This window comes from Amphibacillus indicireducens (assembly GCF_039539605.1).
Classification (GTDB): domain Bacteria; phylum Bacillota; class Bacilli; order Bacillales; family Amphibacillaceae; genus Amphibacillus; species Amphibacillus indicireducens.
This window is the reverse complement of record NZ_BAABDL010000005.1, coordinates 1-18,936: the sequence shown is the minus strand read 5'-3', so window position 1 is coordinate 18,936 and position 18,936 is coordinate 1. Positions and strand designations below refer to the sequence as shown.

General features: G+C 36.3%; 20 protein-coding genes, 1 tRNA gene and 1 pseudogene. 11 read left to right on the top strand and 11 right to left on the bottom strand.

The window, feature by feature from the left end:
• Positions 1–94: 94 nt before the first annotated feature.
• Positions 95–994 (bottom strand): DsbA family protein, encoded by a 900-nt coding sequence (locus ABD814_RS00660; protein ID WP_344909413.1) that lies wholly within the window; start codon positions 992–994, stop codon positions 95–97.
• A gap of 124 nt (positions 995–1,118) precedes the next feature.
• Entirely contained in the window at positions 1,119–1,685 is a 567-nt protein-coding gene (locus ABD814_RS00655; RefSeq protein WP_344909411.1) for a CYTH domain-containing protein, read from the bottom strand.
• Positions 1,686–2,615: 930 nt separating this feature from the next.
• Here ABD814_RS00655 and yjbM point away from each other — a divergent pair.
• Genes yjbM through ABD814_RS00640 form a run of 3 tightly spaced genes read left to right on the top strand, consistent with a single transcriptional unit; the run spans position 2,616 to position 4,978 of the window.
• Positions 2,616–3,239 (top strand): GTP diphosphokinase, encoded by a 624-nt coding sequence (yjbM, locus tag ABD814_RS00650; protein ID WP_344909409.1) that lies wholly within the window; start codon positions 2,616–2,618, stop codon positions 3,237–3,239.
• 26 nt (positions 3,240–3,265) lie between these two features.
• Positions 3,266–4,069: an NAD kinase gene (locus ABD814_RS00645; RefSeq protein ID WP_344909432.1), complete on the top strand. Its 804-nt coding sequence runs from the start codon at positions 3,266–3,268 to the stop codon at positions 4,067–4,069.
• Positions 4,070–4,978 (top strand): RluA family pseudouridine synthase, encoded by a 909-nt coding sequence (locus tag ABD814_RS00640; protein WP_344909407.1) that lies wholly within the window; start codon positions 4,070–4,072, stop codon positions 4,976–4,978. It begins immediately after the preceding gene.
• Here the strand turns inward: ABD814_RS00640 and prpE are convergent.
• Entirely contained in the window at positions 4,975–5,718 is a 744-nt protein-coding gene (gene prpE, locus ABD814_RS00635) for a bis(5'-nucleosyl)-tetraphosphatase PrpE (protein ID WP_344909405.1), read from the bottom strand. The genes ABD814_RS00640 and prpE overlap by 4 nt on opposite strands.
• 149 nt (positions 5,719–5,867) lie before the next feature.
• Here prpE and mgtE point away from each other — a divergent pair, with 149 nt between their 5' ends.
• The 3 genes from mgtE (at position 5,868) to ABD814_RS00620 (ending at position 9,287) form a co-directional block, all read left to right on the top strand.
• Complete coding sequence (gene mgtE, locus ABD814_RS00630; RefSeq protein WP_344909403.1) at positions 5,868–7,229, top strand: magnesium transporter; 1,362 nt, start codon at positions 5,868–5,870, stop codon at positions 7,227–7,229.
• Between the two features lie 801 nt (positions 7,230–8,030).
• Positions 8,031–8,810 (top strand): enoyl-ACP reductase FabI, encoded by a 780-nt coding sequence (gene fabI / locus ABD814_RS00625; RefSeq protein ID WP_344909401.1) that lies wholly within the window; start codon positions 8,031–8,033, stop codon positions 8,808–8,810.
• A gap of 96 nt (positions 8,811–8,906) precedes the next feature.
• Positions 8,907–9,287 carry a CotO family spore coat protein gene (locus ABD814_RS00620; RefSeq protein WP_344909399.1) on the top strand — a complete coding sequence of 127 codons (381 nt, stop codon included), beginning with the start codon at positions 8,907–8,909 and terminating at the stop codon, positions 9,285–9,287.
• A gap of 108 nt (positions 9,288–9,395) precedes the next feature.
• On the opposite strand, the gene ABD814_RS00615 is transcribed toward ABD814_RS00620, so the two are convergent.
• Positions 9,396–9,854, bottom strand: coding sequence for a CotY/CotZ family spore coat protein (locus tag ABD814_RS00615; RefSeq protein ID WP_344909397.1), 459 nt, complete (start codon positions 9,852–9,854; stop codon positions 9,396–9,398).
• Positions 9,855–10,019: 165 nt separating this feature from the next.
• Between ABD814_RS00615 and ABD814_RS00610 the strand changes: the two genes are divergently transcribed.
• Both ABD814_RS00610 and ABD814_RS00605 read left to right on the top strand, forming a co-directional pair.
• Complete coding sequence (locus ABD814_RS00610; RefSeq protein WP_344909395.1) at positions 10,020–10,271, top strand: hypothetical protein; 252 nt, start codon at positions 10,020–10,022, stop codon at positions 10,269–10,271.
• 74 nt (positions 10,272–10,345) lie between these two features.
• Positions 10,346–10,630, top strand: a complete 285-nt coding sequence (locus ABD814_RS00605; protein ID WP_344909393.1) for a hypothetical protein — start codon at positions 10,346–10,348, stop codon at positions 10,628–10,630.
• A 14-nt stretch (positions 10,631–10,644) separates the two neighbouring features.
• Here ABD814_RS00605 and ABD814_RS00600 read toward each other — a convergent pair whose 3' ends face one another.
• The 4 genes from ABD814_RS00600 to ABD814_RS00585 all read right to left on the bottom strand — a co-directional run bounded on the left by ABD814_RS00600 (position 10,645) and on the right by ABD814_RS00585 (position 14,204).
• The gene (locus tag ABD814_RS00600) at positions 10,645–11,322 is read right to left on the bottom strand and encodes a DUF421 domain-containing protein (RefSeq protein ID WP_344909391.1); all 678 of its coding nucleotides are present in this window, start codon (positions 11,320–11,322) and stop codon (positions 10,645–10,647) included.
• A 106-nt stretch (positions 11,323–11,428) separates the two neighbouring features.
• The gene (locus ABD814_RS00595) at positions 11,429–11,851 is read right to left on the bottom strand and encodes a GNAT family N-acetyltransferase (RefSeq protein ID WP_344909389.1); all 423 of its coding nucleotides are present in this window, start codon (positions 11,849–11,851) and stop codon (positions 11,429–11,431) included.
• A 54-nt stretch (positions 11,852–11,905) separates the two neighbouring features.
• Positions 11,906–13,018, bottom strand: coding sequence for a putative lipid II flippase FtsW (gene ftsW / locus ABD814_RS00590; RefSeq protein ID WP_344909387.1), 1,113 nt, complete (start codon positions 13,016–13,018; stop codon positions 11,906–11,908).
• Between the two features lie 10 nt (positions 13,019–13,028).
• Positions 13,029–14,204: an FtsW/RodA/SpoVE family cell cycle protein gene (locus ABD814_RS00585; protein ID WP_344909385.1), complete on the bottom strand. Its 1,176-nt coding sequence runs from the start codon at positions 14,202–14,204 to the stop codon at positions 13,029–13,031.
• A gap of 344 nt (positions 14,205–14,548) precedes the next feature.
• On the opposite strand from ABD814_RS00585, the gene ABD814_RS00580 reads away from it, so the two are divergent.
• Positions 14,549–14,620 (top strand) — tRNA-Val (locus ABD814_RS00580).
• A gap of 226 nt (positions 14,621–14,846) precedes the next feature.
• Positions 14,847–16,427, top strand: coding sequence for a DNA cytosine methyltransferase (locus ABD814_RS00575; protein WP_344909383.1), 1,581 nt, complete (start codon positions 14,847–14,849; stop codon positions 16,425–16,427).
• A gap of 15 nt (positions 16,428–16,442) precedes the next feature.
• On the opposite strand, the gene ABD814_RS00570 is transcribed toward ABD814_RS00575, so the two are convergent.
• The 3 genes and pseudogenes from ABD814_RS00570 to ABD814_RS13260 form a co-directional block, all read right to left on the bottom strand.
• On the bottom strand, positions 16,443–17,687 hold the full coding sequence (locus ABD814_RS00570; protein ID WP_344909381.1) for an MvaI/BcnI family restriction endonuclease: 1,245 nt from the start codon (positions 17,685–17,687) through the stop codon (positions 16,443–16,445).
• Positions 17,677–17,847, bottom strand: a pseudogene (locus tag ABD814_RS13265) (helix-turn-helix domain-containing protein); the annotation flags it as partial. The pseudogene ABD814_RS13265 and the gene ABD814_RS00570, both read right to left, overlap by 11 nt.
• Positions 17,825–18,133 carry a helix-turn-helix transcriptional regulator gene (locus ABD814_RS13260; RefSeq protein WP_425549033.1) on the bottom strand — a complete coding sequence of 103 codons (309 nt, stop codon included), beginning with the start codon at positions 18,131–18,133 and terminating at the stop codon, positions 17,825–17,827. The pseudogene ABD814_RS13265 and the gene ABD814_RS13260, both read right to left, overlap by 23 nt.
• A gap of 440 nt (positions 18,134–18,573) precedes the next feature.
• Between ABD814_RS13260 and ABD814_RS00565 the strand changes: the two genes are divergently transcribed.
• Positions 18,574–18,936, top strand: a 363-nt coding sequence (locus ABD814_RS00565) for a helix-turn-helix domain-containing protein (RefSeq protein WP_344909379.1), incomplete at its 3' end; no start/stop codon positions are given.

The following is an 18,936-nucleotide window of genomic DNA, read 5'->3' as shown; positions in this document are numbered from 1 at the left end:
TATTAAGTTATGTTTTTACCAATGAAAAAATGATGTTCATAAACTGGAATGGTTTACGAACATCATTGATTAATTTGAATAAGTTTTATGATTGTTATTGCTTCAAGTAGTGCCAGTATGATTGTCCGCTAATACAAACTTTTTTAACAATTTGTTTTAATTGGAGTTTTTTCATTTCTTGCTCTGCTTTTTTTACAGGTAAATCATAGATAATAGCAATTTCTTCAGAACTGGAGAAATGATAGTATGACATGAAATCTTCTAGATCAGGCTTGTCGAATGGCTTAACTGCTGTCTGTAGCAAGGTTGATAGCACTCTCACATAGATATCGTAGCTATAAGAACCAGCTATTTTTAGTCCTTCATCTTCCTCTGATTCACTAAAAAAGACGATTGAAGGTGCTTGATCAATTTCCATTTCTCGAGATACTTTTAAATCACATCGCAATGCTTTTTTTGCACTATTCGAATGGAGGTCTCGTTTGAATTCCTCAACATCAAGTTTGACTTCTTTAGCAATATCGATCAGTACTTCATCAACAGAGATATCATCCTGATTTAACAGCAGGTATTCTTGGATTTTTTGCAAGTAACGTCTGCCGGCATTAATTCCCTGAAGTTCAGCGGCTTTAATTGCAAAGAAAATATCCGCTGGGTACTTAATTGGATTTTTATGATACTCTTTTGGATCGAAACATTTTTCAGGGTGACGATTCATTCGCGTAATGACTTCTTCAATTAGAATTGGATCCTCGACAATCCGCTGATTGACTCGAAGCATTTTACTACATAAAATTGGTCGGATCGTAAAAAATCGTCCATACTCAAGCTGTAACTTTTTTATATATGGATTGATTGTCCATGATGTCGGACAAATCGGATCAATAAACAAATAAATTTCAATTGGTTTTTTTAGAAGATCAAAGTAGCTACACTGGACCTTTTTAGTACGCGTATTTAATTCAATATAAGGTTCAGTTTGTTTAAAGCTCAAATCGATTCTCCTTTCTGATCAAGAACTGTCATACATACAGTTCTTTTTTAACGTTAATTACATTGTACCAAGGACAGTCATGATTGAGCAACTGATACGCTTAAAAGGAAATAAACACCTGTTATTAATTGAGTGTTTGGAAGAATCGAACAATTTTGTTGGCTGTGTGTTTTCTTTCAATTCCATGAGCTTTTAAGAGTTGATTAAGCTGATGATTCGCGGTGTCTAGCGAGTTCGCCTCAATTTCGAGCTCATAATCAACTCTGTTATTATAATAGCTTTTGTCCAAAACAATTGTTGTTTGCTGCTCTTTAATTTCAATTCGGTCAGTAGTTAGTTTTCCCCAATATTTCAACTTTTCAAGGTCTAATCCAAGTTCATTTAAGTGTTCTTTAAACTGTGGTATAACAACTGGGTTTCCATTCAACCACTGCTTTTTTGTCTCTTCTGATAGTTTGACATGTGTTTCGAGTAAACCGTCTTCCATTGGTTGCTTGAGTGTTAAAACCGATTGATTGTTTAACTCACGGATTCGCAAAGCTGCTCCTTTACTTTTTAAGAAGAAATCTTCTGTTTCAAAGTAATAATTAATTTGCGTTTTTGGTTGATTACTTTTGAAATGAGCAACTAGTAATTGATATTCCTGTTCTGATAAAAGATTTTTTGCTTCAAATTCTATTTCTTGTTGCAATTTAGTTCGCTCCTTTGCGATAATAAAAACTGGTCTTTTTACTAAAATACTCAACTTTCGCAGCTAAATCTTCAGTCTATACTTAGATTGATTAAGGTTGGCATTGCTTTTAAGTATAGTACTTGACTTAATGACTTAATTGAGGAAAAAACACGAATAATTTTGTTGGTGCTATGCCCGTGATTTACACTCTAGGCGGACGCTTTCCGCGGGATCGGCCTCGGGCGCACAGGATGTGGGTCAGTTAGACGTTGGGACTGCGGTTACTCGTCCCACCAAAAGATCTGCCACAGGACGTGGTGGTTTTAGTCTAACATTCCTTATTGCTCCACTACCGTGTCGCAATAAGGATTTTCGGACTCGATCTTTTCCCGCTGGAGTCGCCGCCTGCCGTTCCAATCACTTAGTCTTGCTTTCGTACTTACGTATGGTTCTAATAACTTATTCGTAAAGATTCGTGTTTTGATTGTAGTTTGTGTCCTATCAAAATCTATCCAGTCCACTTTCTTTTTATTTTCTGACAAGATGAACTTATTTTAAAAGTATGGAGAGCCAGTCAGAGTGGAGATAAGCAACTGGTGAGACTTCTGCGGGAATAGGATGAGCTGAAGATCCACTTTTGTAGCGGTTTTTGCTACAAAAGTTAGCTGAAGCCATCCCCGCGAAAAGCGAACCAGTTGCTTTTCGGAACGAATAAATGCTCAAAATTAGGATCTGCGATTAAATTTTCCATGTGTATAAGTAAAAGTCAATATGGACAATAAACAATGCGTCTTACTTACTACATCAAGGGTTATTTGCTTATTTTTATCTGCGAAAGTTCATTAAAATCGTTTAACCATAGTATAGAGGATTAGCTTGTTAAAAGTCGAGAAATGCTCTCGAAAAAATCATTCTCTATGATACAATAAATTTAAGGGTGGTGTATTAATGGAAGAACAGATCGATTGGACAACATTTTTAGTACCATATCATCAAGCTGTAGATGAATTAAAAGTTAAACTTCGTGGCATGCGAAAACAGTATGAGATCGAGAAGCAATACTCACCAATAGAGCTCGTGACAGGACGAGTTAAACCAATTGCGAGTATTTTATCAAAAGCAGCTCGTAAAGGCATCTCACTTAATCAAATAGATGAACAACTTCAAGATATCGGAGGCATTCGGATCGTCTGTCAGTTTGTTGATGATATTTACACGATCGTTAAATTATTATATGCGCGACATGATTTTGAAGTTATTGAAGAAAAAGATTACTTAAAAGAAAAGAAGTCGAGTGGTTATCGGTCTTTCCATCTAATTATTCGTTATCCTGTGGCGACAATCCACGGTGAGAAATTTGTTATTGTTGAAATTCAAATTAGAACATTAGCGATGAACTTTTGGGCGATTAATGAGCACTCACTTAATTATAAATATAGTGGTGAAATACCTGAACAAATTCAGATGCGATTACAACGTGCAGCTGAAGCAGCCTTTCAATTAGATGAAGAAATGGCTAAAATAAGAGAAGAAGTACAAGAAGCACAATGGATTTTTCATAAGAAAAAGTAAATTAAGAAAAGGTGGCCATTAAATTGATGAAATTCTTTGTTGCATCCAAAGGTGATCATAAATCAAATATGATTAAGACGATGGTTGAACAATACTTATTGGATTTTGATTTAGAAATTAGCAAGGAAGAGCCGGATTTAGTCATTTCTGTTGGTGGTGATGGAACATTTCTTTATTCGGTTCATGACTACTTCCATCGACTGGAAAAAACAGCCTTCATTGGTTTGCATACAGGTCATTTAGGATTTTATGCGGATTGGTTGCCTGATGAGATTGAAAAATTAGTGATTGCCATCTCGAAAAACCAATTTGAAATCAAGGAATATCCATTGCTTTCGATGAGTTTAACGATCGAAGGTGAATCGGAACCGAAGAAGTATTTGGCATTAAATGAAGCGACGATTAAAAAAATTGACGGTTCACTCGTCGTTGATGTGAACATAAATGGACAACATTTTGAACGTTTCCGGGGTGATGGTTTATGTGTGTCTACACCGTCAGGGAGCACGGCATATAATAAAGCACTTGGTGGTGCGATTGTCCACCCATCATTATCGACAATGCAAGTAACAGAGATGTCCTCGATTAATAATCGTGTTTTCCGGACGATCGGTTCACCACTTATTTTACCAAGTCATCACAAGTGTCAATTTGTTCCACTTAATCGTGATCAAAATTTTGTCATCACGATTGATCACATGACTAAAAGTGTTGATAATGTTGTTTCGTTAGAGTATACGGTCGCAAAAGAACGGATTCGATTTGCGCGATTTAGGTCGTTTCCATTTTGGCAACGTGTCCGTGAGTCATTTATTTCTGATGAGTATTAATTGAATTTGAGAAAGGTGTCGAGCGATTTGTTAAACTGGCAAGTGACTGAAGCGGAGGATCAAATGATTCTCCGTGATTTTTTGAGAAATAAAATTGGTATATCACGTGGAATGGTTAAAATTTTAAAATTTGATGGTGGGCAAATTTTGGTCAATCAAGAGCAAGTGACGGTAAGGAAAATATTGACTCAAGGGGATCAAGTTAAAGTTATTTTTCCACCAGAAGTGCGTTCGCCGAGTTTAACGCCGATCGAGATGCCGTTAGAAATTGTTTATGAAGATGATTTTATTTTAATTATAAATAAGCCTGCAAAAATCGCTGTCATTCCGTCAATGTCTGATCAATCACCGACAATTGCAAATGGCTTAATTCATTATTATGATCAGCACAAACTTAACTATACGGTTCATATTGTGACCCGCTTAGATCGTGATACGTCTGGTTTAATGTTAGTCGCGAAGCAAGATTATTGTCATAGTTTATTCCATCAAAAACCGATTGAGCGCCACTATCAAGCACTTGTTCAAGGAAGCTTAGCAGTAGATGAAGGAACGATTAATGCCGCAATTGGTAGAAAACCAGGGTCCATTATTGAGCGAATGGTTCGAGAAGATGGCAAACACGCGATTACGCATTATCAGGTCATTAAAAATTTTAAGCATAGCAGTTTGGTCAATATTCAATTGGAAACGGGGCGAACGCATCAAATAAGGGTTCATTTTGCCCATTTAGGACATCCGTTAATCGGGGATCTGCTATATGGTGGCCCAGCTGATCAGGTTTTTGATCGTCAAGCACTGCACTGTACGTATTTAGCTTTCACTCATCCAATCACGAGTGAAGCTTTACAGTTTGAATCGACTTGGCCTGACGATCAGTTAACAAAATTTGAACAACAATTGAGTTAAGACTCATATTGATGAAATTTTTCAGCTTGAAAAGGTTGTTGTGAATCTACTGTGACGAGTGTTTCTTCAGGCAATTGAAATGCAGCTAATTTATTGCCATAAACACAGCCAAGATCGATATTGATTGTTTGATTTAATTGTCGAGCCTCTAAGACTGGTGTGTGACCATACACGATCCAATCGGAACCGTTGTACTGCTTTGCCCAATCGCGTCGAATCGGTCGACCGTCAGGGTGTTTTGCACCAGTTACGTCACCATATAAAACAAATGATTGAACTTTTTTATCATAGCGTCCAATGTAGTCTGCACGAATTCCGGCGTGGGCGACGACTGCTTTTACATTGGGCAGGCGCAAATAAAGTTCGGCTTGCTGATAAAGTGTGATAAATTTTTGCCGAATCTGCTTTTGTTTTCGGTTCGGAAGAGCTGAATATTCAGCAACTGTTGTTTCAATACCATGTTGGACTTGAACATTATTTCCTAGGAAATAACGATATAGTTTGTTGCAATGATTTCCTGGTGTGTAATAAGCAATTTTATCTGTTAAGACAAGTTGATAAACAAGTTCAATCATTTTTAGCGAGTGTGGTCCGCGGTCGACGATGTCACCTAAAAAAACTAATTTTCGTTGTTCTGGGTGATAATAGTTTTGACCGTTATGTTGATAACCTAACTTTTTTATTAAAGCGAGACATTCATCGATGCAACCGTGAACATCGCCAATAATGTCAAATTTCATTTTTAAAACCTCCAATCATCATGTTATAGTTAAGTTTAGCATGTGATTGTTTTTCAATACAAAGAAAGTGTACATTTTGTTGATTATGGGTATCAATGGGTAAGGATGCATTGAATCAAGGGATTTAAATGAAGTAGGAGGGATTGCTAATGAGTGATGTGACGATTAATGCACGCGAGATCATCAATGACGCAATTGAAGCGGCACTTTTAAATGAAGATATTAATCAGTTTAGGGCGGAATTTTTAAAGATTCACCCTTACGATCAATCAGAGTTTTTTGAGGCGCAGACTAAGGACGTTAGATATTTAATTTATTCCTATTTGTCGCCTGAAGAAATGGCTGAAGTGATGGAGCATGTTGAAAGAGAACTTCAGGGTGAATTTATCGTTGAGATGAATCCAACTTACGCAGCTGGAATTTTGGCTAAGATGGCAACGGATGATGCAGTTGATATTTTAAATGATCTTGATAAAAATAAAGTTGCGAGTTATTTAACGATTATGCCTGAAGATGAGGCTGACGAGATCAAAGCATTACTTCATTATGAAGAAAAAACAGCTGGTAGTATTATGACGACAGAATTTGTCGTTGTCTCGATTGATATGACCGTGAAAGAAGCAATGCGTCATTTGAGAAAAGTTGCGCCAGATGCTGAGACGATTTATTATATTTACGTCGTTAATCATGATCGCCAATTGGTCGGTGTGATTTCGTTAAGAGATTTAATTATTGCCGAAGGTGCTTTGACGATTGAGGATGTTGTTAATCGTCAGATCGTCTCCGTTTCAGTTGGTGATGATCAAGAGGATATTGCTCGAATGATGCGTGATTATGACTTCTTAGCATTGCCGGTTGTCGATTTTCAAAATCATTTATTAGGGATTATAACGGTTGATGATATTATGGACGTTATGGAAGAGGAAGCAAGTGATGACTATTCAAAACTTGCTGGTGTTGATGTCGATTCAGTTGATCAAAATCCGGTTGCTGCAGCTGGAAAACGGCTTCCATGGTTGATTATCTTGCTTTTTTTAGGGCTATTTACGGCAAGTATTATTGCTCGGTTTGAAGAAACGTTAGAACAAGTTGCATTATTAGCGATTTTCATTCCGTTAATTGCAGGAATGGCTGGTAATACGGGGACACAGTCGCTTGCTGTTGCTGTTCGTGGGATTACAACGGGTGAGTTGCAAAAGCGTGGGATTTTAAAAACGATTATGCGTGAGTCAGTAACGGGTATCATTACGGGAGTTACGTGTGGTTTAGCGATTTGGTTAATTATTTTTATTTGGCAAGGGACGTTTTTCTTAGGGTTTCTTGTTGGGTTATCAATTATGATTACGTTGTTTGTTGCGACGATTTCTGGTGCGGTTGTGCCGATGTTAATGGATCGGCTCAATATTGATCCAGCGGTGGCGTCTGGCCCGTTTATTACAACGATTAATGATATTATTTCGATTACGATTTATTTTGGGATGGCAACGATGTTTATGCGATTTTTATTATAACTCAACTTCACAGTTATATTTTAGCATACTTAAATTGATTAATGGTGGCATTGCTTCTCATTATGTGACTTTACTTAATTGAGGATAAAACACGAATCATTTTGTTGGTGCTAGTGCTGTGATTTCCACTCTGGGTGGGCGCTTTCCGCGGGATCGGCCTCAACTTTTATTGCTCCACTATCGTGTTGCAATAAGGATTTTCGGACTCGATCTTTTCCCGCTGGAGTCGCCACCCGCCGTTCCAATCACTTGATTCGGCTTTCTTAATTATACGTGGCACGGTCACTTTATCTGTAAATATTCGTGTTTTTTTAGATTTCTGTATTATGAAATTGACCTTTATTTCTATGGTGAGTTGAAGATCCACTTTTAATATTTTTGGGAATGTTAGAATAAGTTCTCCACGTCTTCGTACTGGGAAAGCGATCACTCGAACCATTGAAAACATTTGTGGTAACGTCTAACTGACCCACTTCCTGTGCGTCGGAAGTCATCACTAAGAAAAGCGAATCCGTTGCTTTTCGGAACGAATAAATGCTCTAACTAAGGATGTGCGATTAAACTCTCCGTGTATACAAGTAAAGTCAATATGGACAATGAACAACTTGTTTGCCTAGCGACATCATTGTTTACATGCTATTTAGTCTGAAAAATTTGAGCTATAAAATTAATGGCAGTGTTCTGAAGTGGGATACTGTCATTTTTTTATTGCTGAGTTAAACGAGTTGTTTTTTTTATAAGTTTCCGTTAATATAGTATCAGGTACTAATAACAAGTTATAATTCCATGGAGGTTTATGAGATGAATTTTTCTTTATCAGATAAAACGTTTGTTATTATGGGTGTAGCGAATAAGAGGAGTTTAGCGTGGGGGATTGCTCAGGCATTAGATAAGGTCGGTGCGCGGTTAATTTTTACCTATGTCAGCGAGCGATTTGAAAAACCAGTTAAGCAATTAGCTGAGACGTTGAAAGGCCAGTCATCATTGTTCTACGAATGTGATGTGTCAAGTGATCAATCGATTAAAGATGCTTTTGCAAAAATTGAAGCAGAAGTCGGCACGATTCATGGTGTGGCACATTGTATTGCTTTTGCTGAACGAGATGACTTAAAAGGTGAATTTGTTGACACATCTCGTGATGGATTTTTACTGGCGCACAATATTAGTGCATATTCTTTAGTCGGAGTAACACGAGCGGCGAAGCCATTGATGACTGAAGGTGGTAGTATTTTAACATTAACATACTTAGGTGGCGAACGTGTTGTCCAAAACTACAACATTATGGGTGTCGCCAAAGCCAGTCTTGATGCAAGTATGAAATATTTGGCAAATGATTTAGGTAAAGATAACATTCGAGTTAATGCGATTTCGGCTGGTCCAATTCGAACGTTGTCAGCAAAAGGTGTTGGCGACTTTAATTCAATCTTAAACGAAATTGAAAAGAAAGCACCGTTGCGTCGTACTGTGACACAGGAAGAAGTCGGTTCCTCGGCATATTATTTATTAAGTGATTTATCACAAGGTGTAACAGGTGAAATTATTCATGTCGATGGTGGCTACAGCATTCTAGGATTAGCATAAATTAAGAAAACGAGCAGATATGCTCGTTTTTTTGTTGGGCAATCACACATTTTCCGCCCTCTTTCATATAGTAATTGAAGAGAGGAGGGCTGTTGAATGACTCTAAAACCACTATTTTTAATCGATCAACCGGAATTAGCTATGCCACATGCGCCGATGCAAGCCGAATATCATTCACCAACTGAAGCGGATAAGATAAATAGCCAAAATCAGTCTCAGCCAAAAAAAGCTCAAATGAATGGAAATCAATCACAAGTTTTTACTGAAATGACAACTGATCAAAAGCTGAATTACTTACTGACACGTCCGGCACATGTTCCTAAACTTTATTGTAAATTTACAGTTAATCAAGCTTATTATCGTGGTCACGTTTTAGCAAGAGAAGCGGATCAATTTGTATTTGAGGACAGACATACGCGCAAGCGTCACTTATTCAAAATTGCAGATATAAGTGAAATTCGCTTGATTGGGTTTTAAATGGACTGAAAAAAAGCTGCTAGCGCAAATTCAGAATTTCAAGTACAAACGTAACGATTGGACAAATAAAAAAAGAGAGGTTCCATACAAGGAACCTCTTCGGTAAAACTAAAGAGCACTAATTGCAGGTAAACAAGTCACATGACAGAAACAATCCACGTCAACAGTCATACAAATTCCTGTTGCTGTTAGATCACCAGTAAATTGAGTAACTGGAGTAGCAGGAGCAGGATCATCAGCTGGATCTGCTTCAGTTCTCAATAATTCAAGAACGGCACAGTTTCTTTCGTCAATACTTTTAACTCTGAAATAGAAGCTACCAACTACATCAGCAATTGCATCGTATGGTGCACCATATCCTTTAAACGGCTCACAATCTTTACAGTATAAAAGCACAGGAACAGTGTCTAAGTTTGTTGGGACGGGTGTTTCACCTAATAAATTCGCAATCGATTGCTCACAGCTCGAATCACAACAATCGCCAACGACATTATTTTGTGCCGCGACAATTTCTCTTAAAACATCTGCCACACAGTGCCCTGATTTAATACTTCCTCCACATGCCATCGTTAAATTTCCCCTTTCTATTAGAGATCTGCTTTCACTTATAACTTATGTAAATTTGTTTGCTAAGTGTGGGCAACCACGTTAGTCGTGAAAAAAAGGCACAAACTATGTGAGTGGGCATAGACTAATAGCGACTTCATTCTATAGATAAGGAGTGACAGCTAAATGGCAGATCAAAAGAAAATCATTAAGGTAGATGATTTAATTATTCAAGCTGAAAATGTTTATTTCGAGCCCGTTGTTCGTGAAGCACGACCAGTCCATCCTTTATTTGGTCCGAGACCAGCTAGGGTTGAACAACCACAGCCAGAACTGGATTCAGAAGAGAACACAGACGAAGAAGAAAAAGCAGAAACGACTGAAGAACCAGAATCAGAACGACAACCAAATCGCCGACCACCATTTTCATGGCTATAATGATGAATGACAACATTTACCTGAATGAATAAGAGCAATAAAAAAAGGGTATAGAATAATGAGGAGGGATGCTGATGGGCTATATTTTACCAATCAACAATTATCAAGCACAACACTATCAAGAACGCGTGACCCAAATCCCGACTGACCCGATCCCAATCGATCGTGTTGTTCCGAAAAAAATTGAAATCGGTTATTATCGAGCAACAAATAATGAGCTGTTAAATAATCACTACAATCAAAATCAATATCAACAGCCAAGAAAAGATCACCAAAACCAAGCAGTGATTTCAAAACGAGCCGATCAAATTATTTCGGAACTAACTGGAATTGGCCGTCAAATCAATTATTCTATTTAAAAAAGAGCCGACATTCACATAAGTTGTATGTGAAGCGGCTCTTCTTCTTGATATTCTGCATAAAAAATTTCTTTAATTGATTTAACATTATGTTGCTTTATCTGTTCCTTTAACCATGCTTCATCACGATTGATTTCAGCTAAATTGTCTTTAATCACTTCGCCATCATTAATCAACGTAATCGGTAAATAAACTTTTTCATCTTGAAGCTTTAAATCTTTACGAGTTGGCGCCTGAGCACGTGTTTTTTCTAACACAGAAACAGTCCCATCATTTTCTAAAATGGCATATTCCACATCTTTTAATGAAAAAACATTTTTCAAACGCAATAAATGCTGAAATTGATTCATATCAAGCTTATTTTTCTTCATCGCCTCACGATCGAGCTTGCCTTTGTTAATGATAATCGCAGGCTTCCCCTCAAGCAATGCCCGTGAACCTTTAAATCGCTGAGTAATGAACTCTGTCCCGTACATTAACCCACCCCATGTTCCAATCGCAAAAGCCATGTGAATTAATCCGATCTGTTCATCATAAAGCGCATTACCAACTAGCTCCCCAAGTAGTAACGCGGAAATAAAGTCAAAAGCAGTCAACTGCCGAATCTGAGTTTTACCTAATACTTTAGCCATTACAAATAAGGCAAAAAAACCAAAGACAACCTCGATAAATACTAAGCCATACTCATACACGTTGAATTGCCCCTCCACTAACTTATTAAATTCAGCTTAGACAAATTTTTTGAAAATTATACATTAGAATCAATCGATCAAGACAATAAAAAAAGCCACGAGGAAATTACTTTTCCATCGTGACATGTTCAATACCAGCCTCGTAAAAAGGCTCAGAGCATACCTGATAACCTAGTGCCTGATAAAAAGTAACCGCATGCGTTTGTGCATTTAAATAAAACCGCTCAACTTTCCGATCAGCCAAAATCGATTCAATCGCAAGCATCAGCTGCTTACCATGACCTCGTTGCCGATATGCTTGCAAAATCGCAACCCGCTGAATTTTCCCAGCCCCATTAATTAACCGCACTCGAGCAGCCGCTATCGCCTGTCCATCAAGATAACCGACAAAATGAATGGCATCCAGATCATATTGATCATGCTCAATCTCAGGAGCAACCCCTTGTTCAACAATAAATACCCGATCACGAACCCCAAATGCATCCTGTTGAGCCTCGATCGATATCGCTTCAATTACATTCATGATCATTTAATCCCTTCTAAAGAAACATCAAACCAAAAGCGTTTTATTTTTGTCAAAAACTCACCCGCCAATTGTTGGATCGGGGCGACGTCCAGAGATATTAACCAAGATCCCGGCAGATATGAGTGTGAACACGAGTGACGTTCCACCATAACTAACGAATGGAAGTGGAATCCCCGTGATGGGTAACATTCCACTGACTGCACCTAAATTAAAGACGGCTTGAATAATAATTTGAAAGGTGACTCCAAGTGCGAGCAAACGCAAATAAAGTGAATCAACTTCCTGCGCGATATGAATGCCTCGATATAAAATATATAAATACGAACCAATCACGAATAAAACGGCAATTAAACCGAGTTCTTCAACGATAACAGCCATAATAAAATCGGTATGTGCTTCAGGCAAGTAACCAAGTTTTTGGACACTATTGCCAAGCCCATTTCCAGTCAACCCACTCGTAGCAATCGAAATATAAGAGTTGATTAATTGATAGCCATCACCACTTGGGTCATCAAAGGTATTCATAAACGACGTGATTCGCTCAAGACGATAGGGTTGAGAAAACATGAAAAAAACGATTCCAGACAATCCGACAGATCCGATTAATAAGATATGCCGGAGCTTAACACCACTGAAGAAAACGATCAACCCACAAATAACTAAAATATGAGTCGCCGTTCCAAAATCAGGTTGCTCTAAAATTAGGAAAAAGACAATCGCCAAAATAAATAGAGGAGGTAAGACTCCTTTTTTAAATTGATCAATGTAAGGTTGTTTTTTGGCATAGATGTGAGCGAAATAAATAATCATAAATACTTTAACAATTTCAGAAGGCTGAAAAACGAACGGATAGGCGAGCCATCGTCGTGCCTGATTTCGAACAACTCCAATACCTGGAACCAAAACGAGGATCAGCAAAATAATTGAAATGACGATCAGCATCGGGCTTAGTTCCCCTAACGCTTTCAATGAAATAAAGGAAACGACTGCAAAGGCAACCAATCCTAAAGCTAAAAAGATTAATTGACGCACTAAATAATAGTGACCATGATCATAATCCAGTGTGGACAGCGTGTAGCTCGAACTATAAATCATAATGACACCAAATATGGTTAATGCTAAAATCACCGCAATCAATCCATAATCGAATTTTTTTAACCGTTTTTTCATGATAAAACTCCTATTCCATCGATTCATCCTCGCCAAACATATACGTTTTTGTTCGGAGATGAACACTCGTGACAAGTCCTAACGCCATCATATTAGTCAGCAGTGCGCTTCCCCCATAACTGATGAAAGGCAGTGCAATTCCAGTGATCGGCATTAAACCAACTGTCATCCCGATATTTTGAAAAATTTGAAAGGTAAATAATGCGATCACACCAACACAAATATAGACACCAAACAATGAATTTGCGTTGAGCGCAATTGTGATTATTCGGTAAATTAATAGGAAAAATAAAATCACTAGTATACTTGTCCCAATAAAACCAAATTCCTCACCAACGACGGCAAAAATGAAGTCAGTATGTGCTTCAGGAACTCGACCACTTTGAACTTGATAGCCATTGCCAAAGCCAGAGCCGGACAGTTGACCAGAACCAATTCCAAGTAAGGCTTGTTGGAGCTGATAGCCGAAGCCTTGTGAATGTTCAGCTGGATTTAACCAACCATAAATTCTGGACAGCTGGTGTGAATGGATATACTCACTAAATAATTCAAAATGATTAAAGTAAAGATAAACAAGTGTCCCTAAGGCGGTGACTCCGATTGTGATTAATAGTGCACTCATTTTAAGCGAAATACTGGATACGAGAATTAATGTTCCGACCGCAAAGGCAATCATCAGTAATGTACCTAAGTCAGGCTGTCGATAGATTAACAAGAGCGGTAAGGCTGTATAAAATAATATTTTTAATGTGACAACAATGCTCTCTCGAAAGCTTAAGCGTTGTTTGCCGAGACGAGCTAATAAAACTGAGATATGGAGAACAAGAAAAAATTTCATAAACTCGGATGGTTGAATATTGATGACTTTGAGACTGATCGCTCGCTGGGCACCAAGCCTTTCAACACCAATAAACTCAACAGCTATTAACAAAAGCATACCAAACACGTAAAGCGGTAACGTCCATTTTCCCAGTATTTCAAAGTCAATCGCAGCGATCACAGCCATTGCGATAAAACCTACAAAGTAAAAAATAAGTTGTCTTTTGGTGTAATAGAGTGAATCACCACCGGCATATTGACCGGATACGCTATAAATAGCAATTAAACTAATAATAGCAAGGCAAATAACCAAAAAAACAATTGTATAATCGAGTGGTATTTTTCTAGATTGCGGATTAGATTGCATATAAAGTTCCTCATTTTCTAAAATGATTTATCTAAATTGATCAAACATTTATGGCTAAGATAGAAATTAATCGAGTCTGTGATAGAAGGTAGCCATCAAATGATAGGAACGCGTCCATCAAGAGTGGAATTCACGGGGATAATCACATAACTCAATTAAGCTTGTAAATAGTTTGTTCTCTCATCATATCAAAGAATTGATTAAAGATGTTAGTCTCAACAAATTGTCTGAAAATAATTCAAGACTTGACGAAAAACTCTATATCGATTATATTATAAACACGCCATAATTTAAATAGGACTTAAGCGTAAACTTAAAGCTTAATTTCCTTGGTTAATTATAACGGGCTGTTAGTTCAGCGGGAGAACGCTTCGTTGACATCGAAGAGGTCACTGGTTCGATCCCAGTACAGCCCATACTAAAAAACGCTTGACCCATAGAGGGTTGAGTGTTTTTCATTTTATTTATATTAAATAATGATTTATAGATCTTTTCTGTAAATGATTGGTTGATTATTATCTCTCTACAATAGACTTTAGTTATGGATAGGCAAAGAATCTCAACAAAAAATATATCAAGAGTCTGGATTTGTGTGTTTTAATTTGTTATACTATTTTTAGTATATAGAAAGTGGTGGATACAATGCCTTATGCAATAGATTTATTTTGTGGTGCAGGAGGATTTAGTGAGGGAATACTTCAATCTGGATTTGATATAGTATTTTCAAGTGATAAAAGTCCAATGGCACAAGAAACCTATACAAATCGTCATAAAGAACTTGGCATTGAACAAGGAATAGATACTCATTTTGAGTTAGCTGATATTCAGGACTTAACAGTTGATTTTATTTTCAAAAAAATTAATTCATTAAAGTATGGAGAAATTTTCAAATATGGCTCTATTGATGCAATTTTTGGTGGACCTCCTTGTCAAGGGTTTAGTAGATTGGGAAAAAGAGATGTGAATGATCCTAGAAATATGTTGTTTCATGAGTATCTAAGAATAATTAAAGGTATACGACCAAAATATGTAGTAATGGAAAATGTAACAGGTATTCTAGACATGCAATTATTTAATTTTCCAAGTCTGGTTAATCAAAAGTATTTGGGGCAACACTCTGTGCCAGAGATATTAAAAAATGAGTTGATTCATCTAGGGTATACTGTATTAGATATGGAGATAATAAATGCAGCCGATTTTGGTGTGCCACAACAAAGAAATAGAGCATTTTTCTTAGCTTATAGAAATGATGTACATCCACTTTCATACCCTAAGAGAAAATCTAATCGTTTGATCACTGTACATGATGCCTTTGGAGATCTGTATTCCGATATCAAATATTCAACAAGTTATTCACAGACATCAATAATGGGAAGGACACCAAGTAAAACAAACAATGTTCCTATTAAAAGAAGGTCAATAACTAATATGGAAAAATCAAATCATGATATAACAGTAATTGAGAGATTTTCATTATATAATGAAGGTGAAAATCGAAGAAAGGCTCTAAATAGAATACAAAAAGAAGGAATAGATTTGTTTGAAAAGGCGCCTAACTTATTTTTTGAATCTTTATTTCATGTTAATGGTGAGGGCAATGCAAAAGTTATTAGACAAGCACTTACCAAATTTAACTCAGAAGAAAATATTAACTTTAGTGACCGCTGGCTTTATACGACAAACAAACAATTATCTACTATAGCGATGATTAATAATGAAGGAAGGTTATTTGAGAAGTCAATAAAAGCTCTCTCAAGAAGAATAGGCTTAGATTATTCACAAACTATCGAGTTTTGGTTTTCAATAAAAGATTTGTTAAATGAGAAAATTACCGCTAAAGATTTACAAGAAGCTTTTTTAAAAGGTGATATTGATGCTCCAATGATAGACGCATTGTTCACAAAGAAAGGTATAAGAACTAGACTAGATTCGTGTGAAGTTTCTCCGACTATGGTGACTTTACCAGATGATTATATTCATCCTTTTTTAAATCGCATTCTAACTGTTAGGGAAATGGCAAGACTTCAATCATTTGATGATAGCTTTGAATTTCTAGGTAAACGTACTACTGGTGGTGATAAAAGGGCTGTAGAAACACCACAGTTTACTCAGGTTGGTAATGCTGTACCACCTTTATTAGCTAAGGCGGTGGCTAGTGAAGTCATAAAAGCTATAAAGAAAACTGAATCTAAGTATTATTTAAAACAAACAGGGGCACTATGACCCCTGTTTGGCTATTTATGAGAGGTTTATTTTTTCTACACTTCCAAACAAAATACTTCGGTATTTCTTTTTAATTCTCCAAGCATTTCCGTGGTTTTTTCCTTGGAATTTTCCAGAAGTAGTTGTGTAACCACGCCAATCATAAGTGATACCACCAGATTCAATTAAAGATAAAAAAGTTGTAAATTGAGGTTCTCGTGATAGCTCTGCTTCATAATATCTGAATTCTACAATGTCATTCTTTACTCTTTGTTCTGCCGTTACCCATAATGTCGCTGGGTGTTTACGATGTAATTCTTCTCTTAAGCTAGCAAAGTCCCAGAACGCAACTAATTCATGTTTTTTATTACTAATCGATCTTCTTAACTCTACTTTTCTTTCCTCAATATTTACCTCTAGGTAAAATCCGAGTGAATTTTGGTTGGCTGACTTCGTTCCAATAGTAATATATAGATTCTTATATCCTTCACGTTTAGGTGAAGGATATCCATATAATCGAGTAAATGCAGACACTCGACTGCGATCAGAGGGTTCTATTTTTTCTATAGGAGTACCCTCAAATTTTGGTCTTAAAGTAAATAGTGTATCTAACGTTTTTCCAGTTTTAGATTTTATTTCGATAAGACCTTCAAAATCAGCATCTGGAGTATTATTCGTTTCTATTCCCAATAAGTATTCCAAGGTATCTCCTACATCTTTCGGAGCAACTTTTCCTTTACCTTTAGAATTAGGATGAAACCCTGATCTGGCAATATCCATAATATCTGAAATTAATCGTAAGGCGGCATCGTTTATCGCACCTAAACCAAAAATATCTCTTAATCTATGTTTTTCTGGCGTATTATTAGTTGTGTTTAAAATTACTATTTGTGCTGAATTAGAATCTTTGACCACAGTGATGTAAAGTAGATCACCTATGCTAACCTTTTTAACATTATACATTTGTCTAATACCATAAATTGAAAATCGAGGGTCACTTCTCTTGTTGTTAACTTTGTAAAAATTCATCGTTATATTTTGAATATTGTCATTTAACAATAACTTAGCGGTATGTTTAGTTCCATTTTTTGACCCATTATCAAGATCGTTGTAGTCCACAATATTTGCAGATTTTAGTAAATCTCTAAACAAACCATTAGCATCAATATTATTTTTAACAATCATAGTTTTGGTGAGTCTTATTAAGATATATTCATTTTCATTATACTGATGGATCTGATTTATAATATCATGTTCATCCAGATAAGGTTCAAATATCATTACTAGATCCTCCTACCATGAATAATTCATTAATATTAATGTCAATAACTCTAGATATATGGAGAAGTGATGATAGATAAGGATCAGAAGTGTTTCCAGATAGAAGTTCACTAATTGTAGATTCTTTTACTCCTGGTTCAGAAGATAGAGATTTTAGTGTTTTTCCTTTTTCTGAAAATCTCTAAATAATCTTTTATAACAAAAGAATTTAACTGTTTAATTTCGGTGTTGTTTAATCGGAAAAACAGACTAGAAAAGTCGACATCTAAAGCTAGTGCAATAGATAACGCCGTACTGAGTCTAATGTCATAGTTACTATAATGGAATGTTTGCACTAACTTACTTATAGTTTGTCTTGAAATACCTGAAGTACTTTCAAGATAAACTTGACTAATTCTTTTTTCATTCATTACCTTCCCAATGTTTTCTCTGAAAATTATACTCATGATATCGACTCCAAACTTTTATACTTTATAAACTAATATTACCTATAAATCACCATGATTATTCGCTTTGCTTTACATTTGTGTGGGTGTATTTTATTTAAAGTGTAAAACAGATCTATTATTTGTTGATCTTAACTTTCTCTAATTAATGCAACAATAGCAGTTGATTAATCTATTGAAAAAACAGCAACAATATGATTTTGGGAAAATTTTGGATAAATTAGATAGTGGTATTTAACTTGAAAATAAAACGACATTAAACGATATAGAAAGTATAGAAGATAATAAAGTAAAACAAGGTATTAATAGTAGTATCGACTCAATGCTTCAGTTCATTTGGAGTTTATTGTTTTTACTTAGATGTGTCCATGAAACTATACTATCATCAGAGTAAAATCATTGAACGAACTAAATAACTTAAGTGTTAAAGGAGAGGTTGTATGGAATGGGAAATAATAGAGCAGATGCTTGATTTTGATTCTGTAGGGGAGTATTTTGAAGAATTAAAGGTTGAAGATGTTAAAGAAATATTGAAAGACTATTATAAAAGGAATAAAAGTTTGAAAGAAATAGGAGACATCTTGGGCGAGAAAATTCAAACTAGAGAGTTAAGGAGAAACTTCCCAAAGATTAATACTAAATTGAAGTGTAAACACGATGGTGAGTATTTATATGTAGAACTTCCAAATAAGCAGACGTATCAAAAGACAGGATTGAAAGAGGAGGTTCCTTTTTGTTGTGTGCCCAGCATGGGTGCAGACTCTAGGGTGAAAGTCCCGAACAGTGAAGGCAGTAGTAGCTGT

Coding starts and splice junctions, on each gene's coding strand:
- yjbM (WP_344909409.1), top strand. CDS start 2,616: ATGGAAGAACAGATCGATTGGACAACATTTTTAGTACCATATCATCAA.
- ABD814_RS00645 (WP_344909432.1), top strand. CDS start 3,266: ATGAAATTCTTTGTTGCATCCAAAGGTGATCATAAATCAAATATGATT.
- prpE (WP_344909405.1), bottom strand. CDS start 5,718: ATGAAATTTGACATTATTGGCGATGTTCACGGTTGCATCGATGAATGT.
- mgtE (WP_344909403.1), top strand. CDS start 5,868: ATGAGTGATGTGACGATTAATGCACGCGAGATCATCAATGACGCAATT.
- fabI (WP_344909401.1), top strand. CDS start 8,031: ATGAATTTTTCTTTATCAGATAAAACGTTTGTTATTATGGGTGTAGCG.
- ABD814_RS00620 (WP_344909399.1), top strand. CDS start 8,907: ATGACTCTAAAACCACTATTTTTAATCGATCAACCGGAATTAGCTATG.
- ABD814_RS00615 (WP_344909397.1), bottom strand. CDS start 9,854: ATGGCATGTGGAGGAAGTATTAAATCAGGGCACTGTGTGGCAGATGTT.
- ABD814_RS00610 (WP_344909395.1), top strand. CDS start 10,020: ATGGCAGATCAAAAGAAAATCATTAAGGTAGATGATTTAATTATTCAA.
- ABD814_RS00605 (WP_344909393.1), top strand. CDS start 10,346: ATGGGCTATATTTTACCAATCAACAATTATCAAGCACAACACTATCAA.
- ABD814_RS00595 (WP_344909389.1), bottom strand. CDS start 11,851: ATGATCATGAATGTAATTGAAGCGATATCGATCGAGGCTCAACAGGAT.
- ftsW (WP_344909387.1), bottom strand. CDS start 13,018: ATGAAAAAACGGTTAAAAAAATTCGATTATGGATTGATTGCGGTGATT.
- ABD814_RS00585 (WP_344909385.1), bottom strand. CDS start 14,204: ATGCAATCTAATCCGCAATCTAGAAAAATACCACTCGATTATACAATT.
- ABD814_RS00575 (WP_344909383.1), top strand. CDS start 14,847: ATGCCTTATGCAATAGATTTATTTTGTGGTGCAGGAGGATTTAGTGAG.
- ABD814_RS00570 (WP_344909381.1), bottom strand. CDS start 17,687: ATGATATTTGAACCTTATCTGGATGAACATGATATTATAAATCAGATC.
- ABD814_RS13260 (WP_425549033.1), bottom strand. CDS start 18,133: ATGAGTATAATTTTCAGAGAAAACATTGGGAAGGTAATGAATGAAAAA.